The organism is Streptosporangiales bacterium, from assembly GCA_009379825.1.
Classification (GTDB): Bacteria; Actinomycetota; Actinomycetes; order Streptosporangiales; family WHST01; genus WHST01.
This window is the reverse complement of record WHTA01000055.1, coordinates 21,578-39,293: the sequence shown is the minus strand read 5'-3', so window position 1 is coordinate 39,293 and position 17,716 is coordinate 21,578. Positions and strand designations below refer to the sequence as shown.

Below are 17,716 nucleotides of genomic sequence, written 5' to 3'. Positions count from 1 at the left end.
GGCCGCCGCCACAGACGCGGCCGAGGACGCAGACGCTGCCCCGCCCGACGAGGGCGATGCGGCGGGTGAACTGCAAGAGCGGACTGGTCGCCGCGCGCGGCTGCGTGCCCTGCTCGACGAGCTGGAAGCCGAGGCCGCGGAGAAGTCGTACGAGGCGCACATGGCCAGGCGTGCGGAGAAACAGGCAGCCACGGGCAAGCCGACCCGCGGCCGGCGTCCCTCGCCGACATCCTCGACGCACAAGGCCCGCAGTCAGGCCAACGTCACCGACCCGGACAGCAGGTTGCTCAAGACCAAGGGGCGGCTACCTCCAGGGCTACAACGCCCAGGCGGTGGCGACCACCGACCAGTTCGTGGTCGCGGCCGAGGTCACCAACCAGGCCAACGACGCGCCGACCTACGCACCCATGGTGACCGCGGCCAAGAAGAACCTGCGCGTCGCCGGGGAGAAGCGCCGGGTCCGCAGGATCGTCGCCGATGCCGGCTACTGGAGCACCGAGAACGTCAACATGAAGGGCGTGGAATCGTTCATCGCTCCCGGACGCGCCAGGGAACTCAAACGCCTTGCCGACAACGACCAGCAACGCGCCGAGCTCCTCGACCGCGTGGAGGCCGGCGAGATCGACACGCTCGAGGCGTCCGAACAACTCGGCGTGACCAGGGCACGAGTGAACCAGCTGCTACGACGCCGCAGAGCAGGCAATCCCGATCCACTGACCACCACAATGATGGCCAAGCTCGACACCCCCAGAGGTCGCAAGACCTACAAGAAGAGAGCCGCCAGCATCGAGCCCGTATTCGCCCAGATCAAGCACAACCGCAGGATCCGAAGTCTCTTCCGTCGAGGGCTCGCAGCGGCGGACAGCGAATGGAAGCTCATCCGCGGCGCGAGTGCGGTGATGACGGCGAACGACAACGCGACCAGCCACACGCGGGACGCGGCGAGCATCGCCAACCCGCCGACCAGACCGAGTACGCCGGAGATGACGAAGAACTGGCCGGCCGTGACGCCCTCGATGCCCGCCTCGGCAAGCAGGTCGCCGGTGCGCGAGCGCCGACCGGTCCTGCGTACCACCGGCGGCGCCGTCCAGCCCAGCCAGACCAGCAGCACGCCGAGGCCGAAGGTCAGCCCGAGCAACGCCCCCATCAGGGCACCCGCTCGCCCGCGAGCAGGGCCTGCAGGTCGTACCCCATACGGGCGAACCGCTGCGGGTGCGGCGGGAACCCGTCCGCGCGCACCAGCCGGCCGTCGCTGCTCACGAACACGTCGGCGGTCTCGACCACGTCGCCTTCGACCCTGCCGGTCACGGCGACGACCTCACGCACGTGCCGCTGCCCACCGCCGCCGAGGTCGAGCTGCACGACCAGGTCGACGCACCCCGCGACGGTCGGTGTCACGAAGCCGTGCGTGACGTTCTCGCCGGCCAGGAGCGGCAACGTGCACAGCTTGGTGATCGCCTCCCTGGCGCTGTTCGCGTGCACACTGCACATCCCGGGGATGCCGCTGTTCAACGCGATCAACAGGTCGAGGCACTCCTCCTGGCGCACCTCGCCGACGATCAGCCGGGACGGCCGCATCCGCAGCGACTCCTTGACCAGCCGGCGCAGCCGGATCTCGCCGCGCCCGTCGAGGTTCGCCTGCCTGGTCTGCATCGCCACCCAGTCCGGCAGGTGGTGCAGCTTCAGCTCGAAGACCTCCTCACAGCTGATCACGCGCTCGGCCGCGGGGATGGCGGCCGCCAGACAGTTCAGCAAGGTCGTCTTGCCCGCCTGCGTACCGCCGGACACGATCACGTTCAGCCCGGACGCCACCGCGGCCTCGAGGAAGTCCGCGCAGTGCCTGGTGAGTGTGCCGAACCTGATCAGCTCGTCCAGCGACGACGCCGCGACCACGAACTTGCGGATGTTCACCGCCCAGGCGTCCCTGGTGACGTCCGGGATCACCACATGGAGTCGACTGCCGTCTGGCAGCATCGCGTCGACGAACGGCGCGCTGAGGTCAAAACCCTAGAATTGACATATGAGCCCGACACCCGACCAGACGCCCCGCCTGCCCGCCACGATCTACTGCCGCATCTCCAAGGACCGCGCCGGTGCCGGGCTCGGCGTGGAGCGCCAGGAGGCCGACTGCCGAGACCTCGCCGCCCGGCTCGGCTGGGACGTGGTGGCGGTGTTCGTGGACAACGACATCAGCGCCTACTCCGGCCAGCGCCGCCCGCAGTACGAGCTGATGCTGCGCGCCGTCCGCGACGGCGAGATCGCCGCGATCCTCGCCTGGCACCCCGACCGGCTGCACCGCCGGGCGCTGGAGCTGGAGGAGTTCGTCACCGTGGCCGAGACGCACGGCACCCAGGTGCAGACTGTCTCGGCGGGCACCGTGGACCTGTCCACCGCCTCGGGGCGGATGGTGGCGCGGATGCTCGGCGCGGCGGCCCAGCACGAGGTGGACCACGCCCGCGAGCGGATGCGCCGGGCCAAGTCACAGGCCGCCGCCGACGGCAGGTACCGAGGTGGCCCCCGCCCGTTCGGCTTCGACGCCGACGGGGTGACGATCCGCGAGGACGAGGCCCAGGTGATCCGCGAGGCCACCACAGCGGTGCTCGCCGGGCGGTCGCTGGCGGCCGTCGCCCGCGACCTCGGCGACCGGGGCGTCAAGACCTCGGTGGGCAAGCCGTGGACCTACCAGCGGCTCCGGGACGTGCTCATCAGGCCGCGCAACGCCGGGCTGATCAACCACGGGCGTCCCGACCGGCCCGACTACCGGCCCGGCTACTTCGCCGGGTTCGAGATCGTCGGCAAGGCGTCGTGGCAGCCGATCGTGGACGAGGACACCTGGCGTGCCGTCCACGCGCTGCTGCTGGACCCCTCCCGCCGCGTGCACACCTCGACCGAGCCCCGGTGGCTGGGCTCGAACACCTACGAGTGCGGTCGGCCGGGGTGCCACGCCCTCATGCGGACCACCTCCTCGGGCGGGTCACAGGGACGCCGCTACCACTACCGCTGCGCGGAGCAGAACCACCTGAGCGTGGCGGCGCCGAAGACCGACGAGTACGTCAGGGAGGTCGTCGCGGAGCTGGTCCGTGACCCTCGGGTGGTGGCCGCGATGAGCGTCGGCGACGGTGACGCCATGCAGGCCGACCGCGCGCGGCGGGCGACGCTGACCACCTCGCTGGAACAGACCGAGATCGACTACGACCACGACCTGATCGACGCCCGCCGCTACAAGGCCAAGACCGACCGGCTCACCGCGGAGATCACCGAGATCGACGCCCAGCTGGCGACCGGGCTGCAACGGTCGCTCACCTCCAAGGTGATGCGCGCACCGGACCCCGGCGCGGCGTTCCTGGCCGCCCCGGTGGACGTGCAGCGGGCGGTGCTGCGCGCGGTACTGCGGGTGCAGGTGCAGCCGGTCGCCAAGCGCGGCGACAAGTGGTCCAGCGACCGGCTCGTGCTGAGCCCGGTCGTGGCAGCGGGCGAGGCGTAGCCCGACAGAAGGCGACCCCCGCGAGGCGACAACCTCCGGGGGTCCGGACACCGAGAGGAACCCTCGATGACAAGCGACACTGTAACGCCCTGCCCGGACTGCGGGCTCGCGCACGGCCAGCGCGAGGGGCACCCGCCGCCCGCGCTGGTCCACCGTGCCCGCGACTACATCGCCGCCAGCGAGTGGACCTTCGCCAAGACGATGCCGGACAACCCGCACTGGTACGTGGTGCGGCAGCGGGCGTGGGGGACCAGCAGGGAGCTGGGCGAGGGGCATGAGGCCCTGTTCGAGCTGATCCGCTGGTTCTACTACCTGCGCTGGTGGCGCGGGCGCGGGTTCCGCTCGATCGACCTGGACGAGTTCTCCTACTGGATCATGGAGGACGGCACCGTGATCAACCGCAAGCCCGCCGACGCCGCCGGGTGGGACGACGAGTCCCGCCTGTGCTGAGCCCTCGCCCGCACCTGCTGGCGAGTAGGAAGCGGCCCCGACCGGTGTGTCAGCACCGAGCCGGGGCCTAGACCAACCACCTAGCTAGGAGGTGGTGGCCGTGGCCACCAACGTACCGAACGACCCCCGCGACGAGCGACGGCTCCAGGCCGCGCTCGACGTGCTGCGCCGCATGAAGCGCGACGCCATCAAGAGCTACGCCCAGACCACGAGCGAGGACATGCGCCGCCTCTACCGGCAGCGCGCCGACGACGCCGAGTACCTGGCGTTCCGGCTCGAACAGCTCCTCCACCCGATGAACGACCAAGACGGAGGTGACCAGTGACCGCCGACCCCGACGCCTACCGCGACAGCCCGCACGACCTGGTCGGCCGCGTCGAGGCGATCGTCGCCAGCGAGTACGACAGCCCGACGGGGAAGCTCGACCGCATCCGCGCGGCGCTCGACCGGTACCGCCAGGCGCGCGACGGTGGAACGCCGGCAGCGGGGCGCGTGGAACGCCGCTGAACGGCCGCAGCACGGCCGGCGGGCAGCACGGCACGGGCACGGCCCGGCACGGCGCAGCGGCCCGTCATCCTCGGTGGTGGCGGGCCGTTGTCGTGTCTCTGCCCAGCGGCCGGATTTGAGAAATCGTTTTCTAAGGCCCGCGAAAATCGCCCCTGTGCCGCAAGGTCAAACGCACCCGGTGAGAGCCGCAGAATGGCGCAGAGAGCCGCGCACAAGGCGCTAGAATGGACTTCGCAGAAGCCACCGCCCGAGGGTTGGCCGTCAGACCGCTCGGGAGCCACGGTTCCTCGCTGGCACTGAGACACCCAGCCGATCCAGCGAGCGCGACGGACGAGAAGCGGTTCCCTCTGATGAGGGCCGCGATGGTGTGACTCCAGCAGCCCCGGTGTCAGGGCACACTGCCCCTCGGCTGTGCATCCCGCAAGGGAGCACCATCATGTCCCGTCGCTTCGCGACTATCCCCCGAGCCGCCGCCGAGTGCGGCGTCACGTACAACACCGTCCGCGCCCGCATCAAGAACAAGCAGTTGAAGGTCTTCCGGCTCGGAAACAGGAACGAGCACGTCGTCGACCTCGACGAGGCCAAGCGGGTGCTCGCCAAGACCCGCAGCTACGGCGTGTTCGACGGAGCCGAGGTCATCGACCTGAGCCGCGTCGTCGTGGACGACGCGGAGGTGCTGCGGTGACCCCGGCCGAGGCCGCCGCCGCGCTCCCGCCGCTGACCGAGGAGCAGGTGCAGCAGGTCGCCTGGCTGCTGACCGGAGTGGACGAGGAGGCGGCCGAGTGAGCGTCACCCCGCCTGCGCGGATCGAGCGCGGATGTCCTCCCGACGACCCGTACCACCGGCACCGCTGGGCGACCCGGCACGTCACCTACCTGCGCGGCTGCGACGCGCCCGGCTGCGACGCCACCGGGCCGATCCGTCGCGGCTGGTGCGCCAAGCACTACCGGCGCTGGCGGCTCTACGGCGACCCGTTGGGCTCCCCGTCCCTGCTGCCACCGCTGACGCCCTCGCAGATCGCCGCTGAGTGCTGGGCCGCGTACCGCCGACTGGCCGAGGCACTGGGCGCCTAGACCGCACGAGAGCCCCGGCGGGGGACCGGGGCTCTCGACCAACTACGAAGGGACTTCCATCATGCACGATGACGAGTGGCCCGGAGGTGACCGGTGAAGATCAAGATCACCTACCAGGGCCAGACTAGAACCTATCGAGGGTCGTTCGAGCTGCCCGCTCTGTCGGAAGTGACATCCCCCGAGCGCTACGAGGCGATGATCCGCGAGGGCGAGTTCACCTACGACGACGGGACCCCGATCACCGGCAGGCCCTTGCAGAGGCTCCGTGAGCGCGTGCTCGGCACGTATGCCAATCTGCCGGACAAGTCCTACTTGGGGCGTCGCTCCTCCGCTCAGCGCCGGATGCTGATCCCCGGTTTCATGCCGTGGGGGACGATCCCGATGCTCGGCGGTAACCCGAAGGCGGGCAAGACCACGATCGCGGTCGACTTCGCGACGGCCCTCGTGATGCCCGGCTACAGGTTCCTCGGCCACTTCGAGCCCGCCGAGCTGACCGAGGAGGAGCTGGGTCGGGGTCTCTTGCTCATCAACGCCGAGACGCCGCCGGAGGACTTGGAGGCGCCGCTGGACTGGCTCACGGAGCAGAAGGTGGCCATCCTCGACCACCACCTCCCGGTCAGTGACCTGCTGGGAATCGAGCACCTCGAAGACCTCGGCGGCGCGCACATGTTCGACGTGACCGACCCGGCGCTCTACGACCTGTGGGCCAACCGCCTCACCGAGTGCCATGACTGCGACGGCATGGACGACTGGACGCCGTTCGCCGTGATCGTGGACGGCGTGACGGCGATTCTGCACGCCGCCGGGAAGGGAGTCGAGGCGTACGGCGAGTGGTACGCCGCGTTCCGGCGGCTCATGCGTGAGATCGACGTGCCGAACGCGCTGGCGATCGCGCACAACACGATGGCAGGCAGCCACCTGATGGGCGGCGTCGAGGCCCAGGCGGGACCCGACGCGCTGTGGACCTACTCCTCCGACAACGCCGACGACCCGGCCTCTACCCGCCGGTTCAGTGTCCGGCCGAGGACGGGCGGAGTGGCGGTGCCGCCCATGCGGGTGGTCCTCAACCCCGAGGGGCGGCCGGTGGTGGACGGGAAGGCGACCGGTGAGGCGAAGCCGAGCGTTGACCTCGATGGGGTCGCGGGCGTGGCCGCACTGACCGCCGCCTACGTCCGCGAGCACCCCGGCGCGGACGGGCAGGAGCTGACCGACAACGTGGACTCCGGCGGGCTCAAGCCCCTCAACCTCCAAGGCAGGACGAAGGCCTTGGAGAACGGCTGGGTCCGTGAGGAGAAGTGCACCAGCGCCTGCACGCGCTGTTCGCGTCCACACCACCGCCGCACCCACTACTGGCCCGTTCAGTCCCCGACCGAAGCCGACTGAATCGGCGGTCTCTCTCAGTCCTTCAGTCTTCAGTCATCCCCAGACTCTGTCTGGGGACTGAAGACTGAAGACTGAAGACCCGCCGCCTTCAGTTCTTCGGTCTGACCGAAGGCGCCGACTGATGACTGAAGGAGCAGACCGAAGGCCAGACGAGGGCGGCGTGCTCACGCAGCGCCTCACGGCGGGCGTCTCCGGTGAGCCGCATCACTCGGGTCAGCGAGCGGGTGGCTACCGCCCTCGGGCTCACGCTCGGTCGTGTACGCATGTCGTCTCCCTTCTCCTCCCGCCAGTGTGGCACAAACCTCAACCACGGTTGAGGTCTGTAGTACAGTCCGCCCTCCAGGGCGTGAGCCGCCCGCCCCGCTCCGCCCACTCGCTACGCTGGCCCCAGCCGCTGGCAGCAGGGCCGGGCCACCGCCGCCGCACCACGCCGGGAGTGCCCATGCCAGCAGCCGATCTCCGCGCCAAGCTGGCCGACGCCGCCGACCGCGCGGCGCGCGCCGCCCCACCGGGCGGGTGGCCCCTGGTCGAGCGCCTCGACGGGGCACCCGTCCCGCCGGGCTTCACGGCCTGGCGCGTCGGCGGCGGGCCGATCACCGCACTGCCCGCGCTGCGACCCACGGCCCCCCTGCGGGTGCGCCAGCGCTACCTCGCCCGCGTCGTGGCCAACGGCACCGGGCGGTGCCCGCTGTGCGGCGAGGCGGCCGGGATCGACGCGCCCGACCCAGAGCATGGCCGCCTGGCCGCGTACCGCCTCGCGCCGGTATCGGTGGGGATCACGCACCAGAACGAGTGCCCGGCCCTGTTCACCGACGCCGAGCGCGCCTGGTTCGACCCGCGCGCTGTTGGCTACCCCTAGCCCCCGCCCCGGCCGGGGTCTGCGGGCTGGCTCCCCCGGCGTGGCCCGCACCTCGGTCGGGGCGGTCCCCGCCACATCCACCGACACACCGAGGAGGAGCCGTGACCATCCCAGCCGACCAGCGCGTCTACCGCTGGGGCCGCCTGGTCAGCGCCAGCGAGCTGGAGGCCGAGCGTCGCCGCGATCGTGCGGCGCAGGTGCTCGCCGCAGCCTCCGCTGCCCGGCGCGCTCGGACGCCCGCCGAGCCCGCCGAGCCCACGCCCGCCCCGGCCAGCTCACCGAAAGGAACGCCTCATGACGCCGATCTTCATCCTGTCCGGCGGCCTGCTCGCCGCGGCGCTCATCCTCGGCGACCTGGCGCTGGAGGAGCACCGCGACCGGCGGCGGAGGCGGCGCGCCGAGAGGGGGCCGGTTCTCTGAGCGGACAGGCCCCGCCCCCGCCCCTGCCCTTCACCCTGCTCTCCGCCGAGCAGCTGCGGGTCGTGGAGCAGCAGACCGCCGCCCTGCACAACAGGCGGTGGCGATGAGCACCGTCGACCTGCCGGATGGTCACCTGGCCTGCCGCGTGTGCGGCGTGCCCGCCCGGCCGGGCGAGGTCGAGCAGATCCACCTCCCCGCGACCCGGCCTGACGGCTTCCCGCTCGCCGCGCCGCAGCGCGACCAGGTGCTCGCGCTGACGCGCTGCCCGACGTGCGAGGACCGCCAGCAGGCCGCGCTCCGGCTGGCCGCCGCCCACCCCGCGCTGGTCGGCAGGCTCGGCCCAGACCGCGCCGGGCAGGCGTGCGAGGGCGTGCTGACCGCGTTGGCGCTGGCCCTGCCCAGCCGCCCCGCCCCGAGCGAGCACATCAGCGACGCCGAGCTGGGCTGCCTGGTGCGCCACCTCGCCAACGCCGGGCTGGCCGCCGCCTGGGCTGCCGCGCCGCACGGCCGCCGGGGCCTGGCCAGCCTCGTCCCGTTCGGCCACCTCCTCGACGCCGACCGCGCCACCCTGCGCGAGGCCGCCGCCGCCGCGCTCAAGGAACGCATGGCGACGGGCCAGCCACCCGTCGAGGTGCCGCCTCCCGCCGCTCGTAGCGAGCGCAACGCCCAGCCGGCCGACGGCGCCTGCCTGCTGTGCGGGGTCGAGAGTGTCCAGATGCCCGCCGCCACGGTCGCCCGGCTGGGTGGCCGCCAGGCCGCCGCCGCCGACGCCTGGCAGTCGCTGACCGCCTCCACCCATGCGCTCGGCGGCAGGCGCTCGCCCACCAAGCTCACCGGGCACCTGTGCCCGCAGTGCGCGGACGCCCGCGAGTCGGTGGGCTCGGTCGGCCCCAGCTGGCGCGAGCGCGCCTACCTCGGCCACCTGCGCCGCACCGGCCAGGACGACGAGGCCCGCCTCGCCAGCGTCGCGCCGGGCGCGCTGCCCGCGTGGGCCGTGAGCGGCGCCGCGCCCTCGCGTGAGCCCTGGGCGCATCTCCGCCGCTGACCCCTCGGAGAGCCCCCTCCAGAGGTGCCAAAATCGAGAGTTTCCGCAGGTCAGACGGCAAATTGATGTGAGAAGAATCACACGTATGTCAAATGCTAGGTTTTGACAGGTCGAGCCGGCGGCCGGAGTTCTTCAGCATCCGCTCGACCAGGTCGCGCACCTGCACCTCGGTGAGCACGGTGGTGGTGAGCTCGCTGCGCCCGTGCCGCGCGACGAACACCCGGCCGGGCTCGTTGATCCAGACCTCTTCCACCGCCGGGTCGTCCAAGAACCGCTGCAGCGGGCCGAAGCCGGCGACCGCGTCGAAGACGCTGCGCGACACGCCGGCCGCGTCGCCCAACCGGGGCAGCCCGCCGGCGAGGCTGCGCTCGCCGTAGTGCGCCACCACCTCGTCGACCAGCAGGCGTACCGCCGCGGGCTCGGCCACCGGGTCCAGGCCGCGCCGCCGTACCAGCTCGCGCACCTCGCCCTCGACCACGGCGACAGCGTCCATGCCCCTCCCGTCCCTGGGTACGTGCGACCCACAGGATAGGCAGCATGCCGTGGGTTGCGCAGTTGCGTCGATGGTTGTCCACAAGGCGGGTCGGCTACCGCGGGGATACCGCCGTATTTGCACCGAATGTGCCCTCTCCAGCGGTGCGCGGACCAGGCACGTTGCACGCGGCCCAGGCGAGCACGTACGGTCACCAGGAACCGCCCCTCTCGGGGCGCGTGACGGGGGACATCGGCGGCATCGGTGCGCGCCGGTCCAGGACTTGCGGGAAGGGGACCGATGCGCGTACTACGCCTGCCTGTCCTTGCGGTGCTCGCCGCCGCCGCACTGGTCGCCGGCACGGCCGGCACCGCGCTCGCCAGCCCGGTGAGCGGCTCGCCGGCGCGGTCGTGTGTCGTGCAGCTCCAGCCGGACAGCTCGGCCAGGCAGTCGACCGCCTGCTTCGACTCGCTCGCCGCGGCGGTGCGGCACGCCACCGCCGACACCGTGCACATCCCGCCGGGCAGCAACACGCTCACCCAGACCCAGCTCGACGGCGGCAACCGGTCCACCACGGCGAAGCGCAGCAGCCGGATCATCGGCATCGAGTACGTGGACACGGACTTCCGCGGGGCGTCGAAGGTGTACAACGTCAACGCCGCGCCGTGCAACGCGGGCGGCTCGTACCGCGACGGCGACCTCAGCGACGACCCGTTCAACGACGAGATCTCCTCGGCCCGCAGCTACGAGGGCTGCACCAGCACGCACTACCAGCACTCCGGCTTCGGCGGCTGGAAGCGTTCGTGCGGGTGCTCGAGCATGGGCTGGATGAACGACCGCACCAGCTCCATCCGCTGGTCCTGACGCACGTCACGGGGATGGCCGGCGGCGCTCGCAGTCAGCGCCGCCGGCCGGTCTCCGCGCCGGTGCCAGAGCTGCGAAGACCCACCCCGGAGGCCTTCGACGCCGCTGGCATCCGCCATCCCTAGCGTTTGAGGCGCGGAAGTCCGAGTTGGCGGCAGACGCCCGAGTCGCGGCTGGGATAGACCGCGGCGGTGCCTTCGTCGAGCACGCACGCCTGCAGCCGTGGCGCGCGCTGCCTGGCGTTCCCCGGTTCGGCCGCGGTGTCGGCGCCCGACTCGAGCACGCCCTGCCGCCACAGGTCGCCGCACACCTTGATCGGGTCGGCGGCCGCGGTGCGACCCTGCGAACCGACGCCGCGGCTGGTGACCGTGGTGCCGGGGAAGTCGGCGCTCTGGTCGGCGTCCACCTTCGTGTAGCAGCGGATGTCGGTGAGCTGGTCCGCCTGCCGGAAGGCGACGTACGCGGTCGCCACGCCGCCGCCGGTGAACAGCGCGGCGGCGACCACCACGACGGTCGTCCTGCTCAGCCACCGCCCGCGGCGCGGCTGAAGCGTTCTGGCCGCTGCCGCCTCGAGCAGCTCACGGGTCTGCGCACGCCGGTCCGCCGGGAACTCGCGCGGCGGCGGCAGTTGCGTCATGGTCACGGGAGCATGCCTCCTTCGACTCCCTCCTGCGGGACCCGGCGCGGCGCGCCTGCGGCCCCCTCGTCGAGCCCGGTCAGCTTCCGCAGCTGTTGCCGGGCACGCGCCAGCCTGGACCTGACGGTGCCCACCGGGATGCCGAGCGCCACGGCGGCGTCAGCGTAGCTGAGCTCTGCCCACACGCAGAGCGCGAGCACGTCCTGCTCGTCGGCGGTGAGCTTGCGGAAGACCTTCAGGATGTGCCGCATGGTGTGCTCGTCGTCCACCCGCTCGGCGGCCTCGTCCGCCGGGTCGGGTTGGACGACGACCGCGGGCAGCCGGGCGATCAGCCGTCGGCGCCGCCACAGCGCGCGCTGCTGGTTGCGTACGTCGTTGTTGGCGACCGCGAGCAACCACGGCAGCATGCTGTCCGTGGTGACGGTGATCTCGCGGCGGCGGCGCCAGGCGTCGAGGAAGACCGCCGAGGTGAGGTCCTCCGCCGTGCTCCAGGAGCCGGTGCGGCGGAAACAGTGGTTGTAGACTGCGTCGGCATGGCGTTCGAACAGCTCGCCGAACGCGGCCGGGTCGTCGTTGCTGACCTGCGTCCACAGTTCGGCGTCGGTGCGCCGGTTCGCCTCCGCCCCGCTCATACCCCGTCCATGTCCGGCAGGACGGGGTGAGTTCGCGACTCAGCCAAGATATTTGTTCGCCGCCACCTCGGGCGGCTCGGTCGCGTCCTTGCGGGCCTGCGCCGTCGCCCCCGCGCTGGCCACGACCACCAGCCCGATCGCGAGCAGCTGCCACCCGCTCAGCCACTGCGTCAGCACGATCGCACCCGCCAGCGCCGCGATCGCCGGCTCCAGGCTCAGCAGGATGCCGAACGTGGCCGGCTTGATCCTGCGCAGCGCGAGCAGTTCGAGGGTGTACGGCACCACCGAGCTCATCAGTGCCACCAGCGCGCCGAGGCCGAGTATCACCGGCTCGACCATGCTGCTGCCCGCCGTGACCACGCCGAACGGCAGGATCGCGAGCGCGCCGATGCCCATCGCGAGCGCGAGCCCGTCCGTACGCGGGAACCGTCTGCCGGTCTCGGCGCTGAGCAGGATGTACATGGCCCAGCAGGTGGCCGCGGCGAGCGCGAACGCGACGCCCACCCAATCCAGCCCGTCGGGCGCGCCGCCGCCGAGCAGCACGACGCCGCCCGCGGCGAAGCCGACCCACAGCAGGTCGAGCAGCCGGCGCGACATCACAAGCGCGAGGCCGAGCGGCCCGAGGAACTCGAAGGTGACGGCGACGCCGAGGGGCAGCCGCTCGAGTGCGAGGTAGAAGCACCCGTTCATCACGGCGAGGATCAGCCCGAACCCGACGACGACGGCGAGATCCGTCCTGCTGTGCCCACGCAGCCGCGGCCGCACGACGACAAGCAGCAGCACGGCGGCGATGACCAACCGTAGGGTGACCGCCCCGAGCGCCCCGACCCGCGGGAACAGCAGCGCCGCGAACGCAGCCCCGAACTGGAGCGAGAACACCCCGCCGAGCACCAGCCCGACCGCGGTACCCGTCGATCCCTTGCTCTTCGGTGCGACGGCGTTCCCCACACCACCGAGCCTACGACCGCCCCAACCGCAGTCCGTGCCCGGCTCGACTTCAGGGCGCGGCTGTCACCTGGTCCGGGAGGGCGCTGGCGGAGACCAGCGTGCGGACGGCGCGTACGGCGACGGACAGGGTGGCCATGTCGAAGACGTCCTCGTCCCAGATTTCCTCGAACTGTTGGCGGCCGCGGGCGACGGCGGTCGCGTTGCGTTCGGCCCAGGCTTGCACCCGCTCGTCCACCGACATGCCGGGCTCGCTGAACGCGAAGACGCTGCGGACCAGGTCCTTGTGCGCCTCGTACAGGTCGTCGCGCAGCGAGTTGCGGGCCATGGTGTGCCACCGGTCGTTGCGCGGCAGGCCGATGATCTTCTCCCGCAGCGCCGCGACGGACAGCCGGTCGGCCAGCTCGAAGTACACCTCGGCGACCTCCTGCACCGAAAGCTCCATGCTGGTCGCCACGTCTACGATGTCGAGCACGGAGAACGCGGGCACGAACCCGGCGACCCACTCGGCCAGCGCGTTCGGCACGCCCTGGCTGGTCAGGCCGTCCCGCCGCGCGGCGTACGAGCGCAGGTCGCTGCCGACCAGCACCTTCGCCATGTCCGGCATGATCGCGCGCACCCCCTCGCGGTACGCGGTGATGGTGTTCTCGATGTCGAACGGCGGCCGCCTGTGGTGCAACAGCCACCGGGTGCCGCGCTCGGTGAGCTTGCGTGCCTCGAGCAGCATCTGCAGCTGGGTGTCGAGCGGCACCAGGTGGTTCAGCTTCTCGACGTCCTCCCAGAAGTCGTGCAGGCCGAACACCTCGGTGGCCACCTCGTACGCCGACGTGATGTCCGCGACCGACGCCGACGTCTCCTCCTGGAACCGGAACACGGCGGTCGTGCCACTGCGGTTGACCATGTTGTTGACCACGCAGGTGGCGATGATCTCGCGCCGCAGCGGGTGCTGGTCCATCGTGTCGCGGTACCGGTCGGCGAGCGCAGATGGGAAGTACGTGTACAGCTCGTTGCGGAGGTACGGGTCCTCGGGCAGGTCGGACTCGAGAAGCGCCTCGGTGAGCACGATCTTCGTGTACGCGAGCACGACGGCCAGCTCAGGCGAGGAAAGCCCGCTGCCCGCCGACCTCCGGTCGTTCAGCTGCTTGTTGTTGGGCAGGAACTCGATCTTCCTGTCCAGGTGCCCGTCGCGCTCGAGCTTGCGCAGGTACCTGATGTGCACGTGCAGCATCTGCGCGTTCTGCTTCACCGAGTTGGCGAGCACGACGTTCTGCTCGTAGTTGTTGCGCAGCACCAGCTGCGCGACCTCGTCGGTCATCCCGCCGAGCAGGTCGTTGCGCTGCTTCTCGGTGAGGTCGCCCGCACGGACGACGCTGTCGAGCAGCACCTTGATGTTGACCTCGTGGTCGGACGTGTCGACGCCGGCGGAGTTGTCGATGAAGTCGGTGTTCACCCGGCCGCCGGACACTGCGTACTCGATCCGGCCGAGCTGGGTGAGCCCGAGGTTGCCGCCCTCGCCCACGACCTTGCTGCGCAGGTCGTTGCCGTCGATGCGGATCGCGTCGTTGGCCTTGTCACCGACGTCGGCGTGCGTCTCCGTGGTCGCCTTCACGTACGTGCCGATGCCGCCGTTCCAGAACAGGTCGACGGGCGCGCAGAGGATCGCCCGCATCAGCTGGTGCGGCGTCATCTTCTCCACCGCGGTCTCGATACCCAGCGCCTCGCGCACCTCGGCGCTGATCCGCACCGACTTCGCGGCGCGCGGGTACACCCCACCGCCGGTGGAGATCAGCGACGTGTCGTAGTCGGCCCACGACGACCTGGGTACCTCGAACAGCCGCCGCCGTTCAGCGTACGACGTCGCGGCGTCCGGGTTCGGGTCGAGGAAGATGTGCCTGTGGTCGAACGCGGCGACCAGCCGGATGTGCTCGGACAGCAGCATGCCGTTGCCGAACACGTCGCCGCTCATGTCGCCTACACCGACCACCGTGAAGTCCTCGGACTGGACGTCCACGCCGAGCTGCCTGAAGTGGTACTTCACCGACTCCCAGGCACCGCGCGCGGTGATGCCCATCGCCTTGTGGTCGTAGCCGGTGGAGCCACCGGACGCGAACGCGTCGCCGAGCCAGAACCCGCGCTGCACGGCGATCTCGTTCGCGATGTCCGAGAACGTCGCGGTGCCCTTGTCCGCAGCCACCACGAGGTACGGGTCGGCGCTGTCGTGGCAGACCACGTCCGTCGGCGGCACGATCGCGCCGTCGACCCGGTTGTCCACGATGTCGAGCAGGGCGGAGATGAACATCCGGTAGCAGGTGATGCCCTCGGCCTGCACTGCGTCGCGGTCGGACGAGTCGGCCGGCGATCGCTTCACCACGAACCCGCCCTTCGCGCCGACCGGCACGATGACGGAGTTCTTCACCATCTGCGCCTTCACCAGGCCGAGGATCTCCGTACGGAAGTCCTCGCGGCGGTCGGACCAACGTAGCCCGCCCCTGGCGACCTTGCCGAACCGCAGGTGCACGCCTTCCACCCGCGGTGAGTAGACGAACACCTCGAACGCCGGCCGCGGCTTCGGCAGGTCGTCGATCTGCGCCGGGTCGAACTTCAGCGCCAGGTACGACCGTGGGCGACCGTCGGCACCGGCCTGGAAGTAGCTGGTTCGCAGCGTCGCGAGGACCATCGCCAGGTAGCTGCGCAGGATGCGGTCCTCGTCCAGGCTGGTCACCTGGTCGATGGCCTCGCCGATCCGCTCGGTCAGCTCCTTCGTACGAAGCTCGCGGTCGCCGTCGAAGCGCGGGTCGTGCCTGATCTCGAAGAGCTGCACGAGCAACCGGGTGATCGCGACGTTGCCGGTGACGCAGCGCTCGATGTAGCTGGAGCTGAACGGCGACTCGGCCTGCCGCAGGAACTTCGCGTACGCCCGCAGCACCATCACCTGCCGCCAGTCCAGGCCGGCGTACGGCACCAGGGCGTTGAACCTGTCGATCTCGATCTCGCCGCGCCACAGGCCGAGGAAGGTCTCCTGGAAGAGCTGCTTCAGCTTGTGGTCCTCGACGTCGCCGGCCGGCTCGTAACGTAGGCCGAAGTCGTACACCCACGCCGCGACCTTGCCGCGCCGCTCGACCAGGTACGGCCGCTGGTCGACGACCTCCACCCCGATCGACTGCAGCAGCGGCAGGACGTCGGTCAGCGACATGGCAGGACCGGTGCGGTAGATCTTCAGCCGCCGCTCCCCCGGCGCCGCATCGTACGGCTCGTACAGGTTCAGGTCGATGCCGTGCTCGTCGCCGAGGGTCTCCATCCGCTTCAGGTCGGCGACGGCGGTACGGGCGGGGAACGCCTCCTTGTACGCCTCGGGGAACGAACCGCCGTACGTTCGGATGAGCTGGTTCGCCGCGGCCTCGCCGCACTCGCGCCTGATGGCGTCGCCGAGGTCCTCGTCCCACGTCCTGATCGCGTCCGCGATCCGGCTCTCCACCGGGTCCGGGTCGACCACGGAGATCGACTGCCCGCGCTTGGCCCGCACCACCACGTGCAGCATGGCAAGCAGCGACTCCCCGATGGACGCGCTGTAGTCCACCGAGGCCCCGTCGAAGGTCTGCCGCAGGATCTCCTGGATCCGCAGCCGTACCGGAGTCGTGTACCTGTCCCTCGGGAGGTACACGATGCACGACATGAACCTGCCGTACCTGTCGCGGCGCAGGAACAGCTTGAGCCGGCGCCGTTCCCTGAGGTTGAGCACGCCGAGCACGATCGGGTACAGCTCGTCGAGCTCGGTCTGGAACAGCTCGTCGCGCGGGTAGTTCTCCATGATCTCGAGCAGGTTCTTGCCGTCATGGCTGCTCGGATCGAGCCCCGACCGGTCGAGGACCTGCGCGTACTTCTCCTTCAGCACAGGGATCCTCGTGATGCTCTCGCTGTACGCCTGGTGCGTCAGCAGGCCGAGGAACCTGCGTTCCCCGACGACCGCGCCGTTCTCGTCGAACTTCTTGATGCCGATGTAGTCGAGGTACGAGTCGCGGTGGACGGTCGCGCGCGAGTTGGCCTTCGTGATGAAGAACAGCTGCGGCACACGGGCGAGCGCCCGCACCTCGGGCGGCAGCTTGGCGAAGCTCTCCGACGCGTCCCTGTCCGCACGCAGGATGCCGAGCCCGGTACCCCGCACGCCGACGAGCGCGTCCTCGCCGTCCTTCGTCACCAGGTCGTACTCGCGGTAGCCGAGCAGCGTGAAGTGGTCGTCAGCCAACCACCGCAGCAGCTCGACGGCGGTTGCCGCCGATTCGCCCGCGGACTCGGGTGGCGCTGTCTCGAGCTGACCGGCGAGCTCGAGCATGGTGTGCCGCATCCGCGGCCAGTCCTCGACCGCCTCCCGTACGTCGGTCAGCACCCGGGTCATGTCCTGCTCGAGGCTGTGCAGTGCCTCGTCGTCGTCCTGCCGGTCCACCTCCAAGTGGATCCACGACTCCACGATGGCGTCGTCCGGAGGCGCGACGCTGTCGTCGCCCGTGCAGAGCTCGATGAGCTCGCCGCTCAGCGACCGGCGTGCGTGGATCTGCGGGTGCGCGATGAAGTGCAGCGAGAGGTCTCTGCGCTGCAGCTCCATGCGTACCGAGTCGACGAGGAACGGCATGTCCTCGGTGATGATTTCCACCACCGAGTGGCCGCACTCCCAGCCGTGCGACTCCTGCGTGGGGGTGTACGCGCGGACGAGCGTGCGACCCGCCGGTCGCACCCGGCCGAGCCGCCGGTGCGCCACCGCGGACCCGAACACGTCGACGGGGTCACGCGCGAGCAGGTCCTCCGCGGGCACGTGCCGGTAGTAGGTGTGCAACAGACTGGACAGGTCGTCCTGCCGCTCGTGGCCGCCAGAAGACTTCAGCCCGATCTTCGCCGCCCGGTCGAGCACGTCGTCCTTGGCGTCTTCGAGCTCGTCGTGCATCGCCCCCAC

Annotated in this window: 15 protein-coding genes and 2 pseudogenes; 9 read left to right on the top strand and 8 right to left on the bottom strand. The window is 70.8% G+C overall.

Translation table 11 applies throughout. The annotated features are described in order from the left end of the window. Positions 1-56 precede the first annotated feature (56 nt). Positions 57-881: pseudogene (locus GEV07_22125) on the top strand (transposase). Here the strand turns inward: GEV07_22125 and GEV07_22120 are convergent. Beyond that, the gene (locus GEV07_22120) at positions 764-1,147 is read right to left on the bottom strand and encodes a hypothetical protein (GenBank protein ID MQA05302.1); all 384 of its coding nucleotides are present in this window, start codon (positions 1,145-1,147) and stop codon (positions 764-766) included. The pseudogene GEV07_22125 and the gene GEV07_22120 sit on opposite strands and share 118 nt — an antisense overlap. Beyond that, positions 1,147-1,974 (bottom strand): hypothetical protein, encoded by an 828-nt coding sequence (locus tag GEV07_22115; GenBank protein ID MQA05301.1) that lies wholly within the window; start codon positions 1,972-1,974, stop codon positions 1,147-1,149. The genes GEV07_22120 and GEV07_22115 overlap by 1 nt, the downstream gene beginning before the upstream one ends. A gap of 46 nt (positions 1,975-2,020) precedes the next feature. Here GEV07_22115 and GEV07_22110 point away from each other — a divergent pair, with 46 nt between their 5' ends. Further along, on the top strand, positions 2,021-3,484 hold the full coding sequence (locus GEV07_22110) for a recombinase family protein (protein MQA05300.1): 1,464 nt from the start codon (positions 2,021-2,023) through the stop codon (positions 3,482-3,484). Between the two features lie 66 nt (positions 3,485-3,550). Next, positions 3,551-3,934: a hypothetical protein gene (locus GEV07_22105; protein ID MQA05299.1), complete on the top strand. Its 384-nt coding sequence runs from the start codon at positions 3,551-3,553 to the stop codon at positions 3,932-3,934. 67 nt (positions 3,935-4,001) lie between these two features. Here the strand turns inward: GEV07_22105 and GEV07_22100 are convergent, their stop codons facing one another. Then, complete coding sequence (locus GEV07_22100; GenBank protein MQA05298.1) at positions 4,002-4,481, bottom strand: hypothetical protein; 480 nt, start codon at positions 4,479-4,481, stop codon at positions 4,002-4,004. A gap of 396 nt (positions 4,482-4,877) precedes the next feature. On the opposite strand from GEV07_22100, the gene GEV07_22095 reads away from it, so the two are divergent. From GEV07_22095 to GEV07_22075, 5 genes are all read left to right on the top strand, one after another. After that, positions 4,878-5,126, top strand: coding sequence for a hypothetical protein (locus GEV07_22095; protein MQA05297.1), 249 nt, complete (start codon positions 4,878-4,880; stop codon positions 5,124-5,126). A 97-nt stretch (positions 5,127-5,223) separates the two neighbouring features. Then, positions 5,224-5,514, top strand: coding sequence for a hypothetical protein (locus tag GEV07_22090; protein MQA05296.1), 291 nt, complete (start codon positions 5,224-5,226; stop codon positions 5,512-5,514). 93 nt (positions 5,515-5,607) lie between these two features. Continuing rightward, the gene (locus GEV07_22085) at positions 5,608-6,897 is read left to right on the top strand and encodes an AAA family ATPase (GenBank protein ID MQA05295.1); all 1,290 of its coding nucleotides are present in this window, start codon (positions 5,608-5,610) and stop codon (positions 6,895-6,897) included. Positions 6,898-7,339: 442 nt separating this feature from the next. Continuing rightward, positions 7,340-7,756: a hypothetical protein gene (locus GEV07_22080; protein MQA05294.1), complete on the top strand. Its 417-nt coding sequence runs from the start codon at positions 7,340-7,342 to the stop codon at positions 7,754-7,756. A gap of 523 nt (positions 7,757-8,279) precedes the next feature. Beyond that, positions 8,280-9,221 (top strand): hypothetical protein, encoded by a 942-nt coding sequence (locus GEV07_22075; protein MQA05293.1) that lies wholly within the window; start codon positions 8,280-8,282, stop codon positions 9,219-9,221. Positions 9,222-9,324: 103 nt separating this feature from the next. Here the strand turns inward: GEV07_22075 and GEV07_22070 are convergent. Continuing rightward, positions 9,325-9,714, bottom strand: a pseudogene (locus GEV07_22070) (CpaF family protein). Between the two features lie 279 nt (positions 9,715-9,993). On the opposite strand from GEV07_22070, the gene GEV07_22065 reads away from it, so the two are divergent. Then, positions 9,994-10,557: a hypothetical protein gene (locus GEV07_22065; GenBank protein ID MQA05292.1), complete on the top strand. Its 564-nt coding sequence runs from the start codon at positions 9,994-9,996 to the stop codon at positions 10,555-10,557. A gap of 121 nt (positions 10,558-10,678) precedes the next feature. Here GEV07_22065 and GEV07_22060 read toward each other — a convergent pair whose 3' ends face one another. From GEV07_22060 to GEV07_22045, 4 genes are read right to left on the bottom strand one after another with little or no spacing between them, the layout of a single operon-like run. After that, positions 10,679-11,200: a hypothetical protein gene (locus GEV07_22060; GenBank protein MQA05291.1), complete on the bottom strand. Its 522-nt coding sequence runs from the start codon at positions 11,198-11,200 to the stop codon at positions 10,679-10,681. Continuing rightward, complete coding sequence (locus tag GEV07_22055; GenBank protein ID MQA05290.1) at positions 11,197-11,826, bottom strand: sigma-70 family RNA polymerase sigma factor; 630 nt, start codon at positions 11,824-11,826, stop codon at positions 11,197-11,199. Before GEV07_22055 ends, GEV07_22060 begins: the two co-directional genes overlap by 4 nt. A gap of 39 nt (positions 11,827-11,865) precedes the next feature. After that, entirely contained in the window at positions 11,866-12,774 is a 909-nt protein-coding gene (locus tag GEV07_22050) for an EamA family transporter (GenBank protein MQA05289.1), read from the bottom strand. A gap of 49 nt (positions 12,775-12,823) precedes the next feature. Then, a complete protein-coding gene (locus GEV07_22045; GenBank protein ID MQA05288.1) occupies positions 12,824-17,707 on the bottom strand; it encodes an NAD-glutamate dehydrogenase in 4,884 nt (1,627 codons plus the stop codon). Between the last annotated feature and the right edge of the window lie 9 nt (positions 17,708-17,716).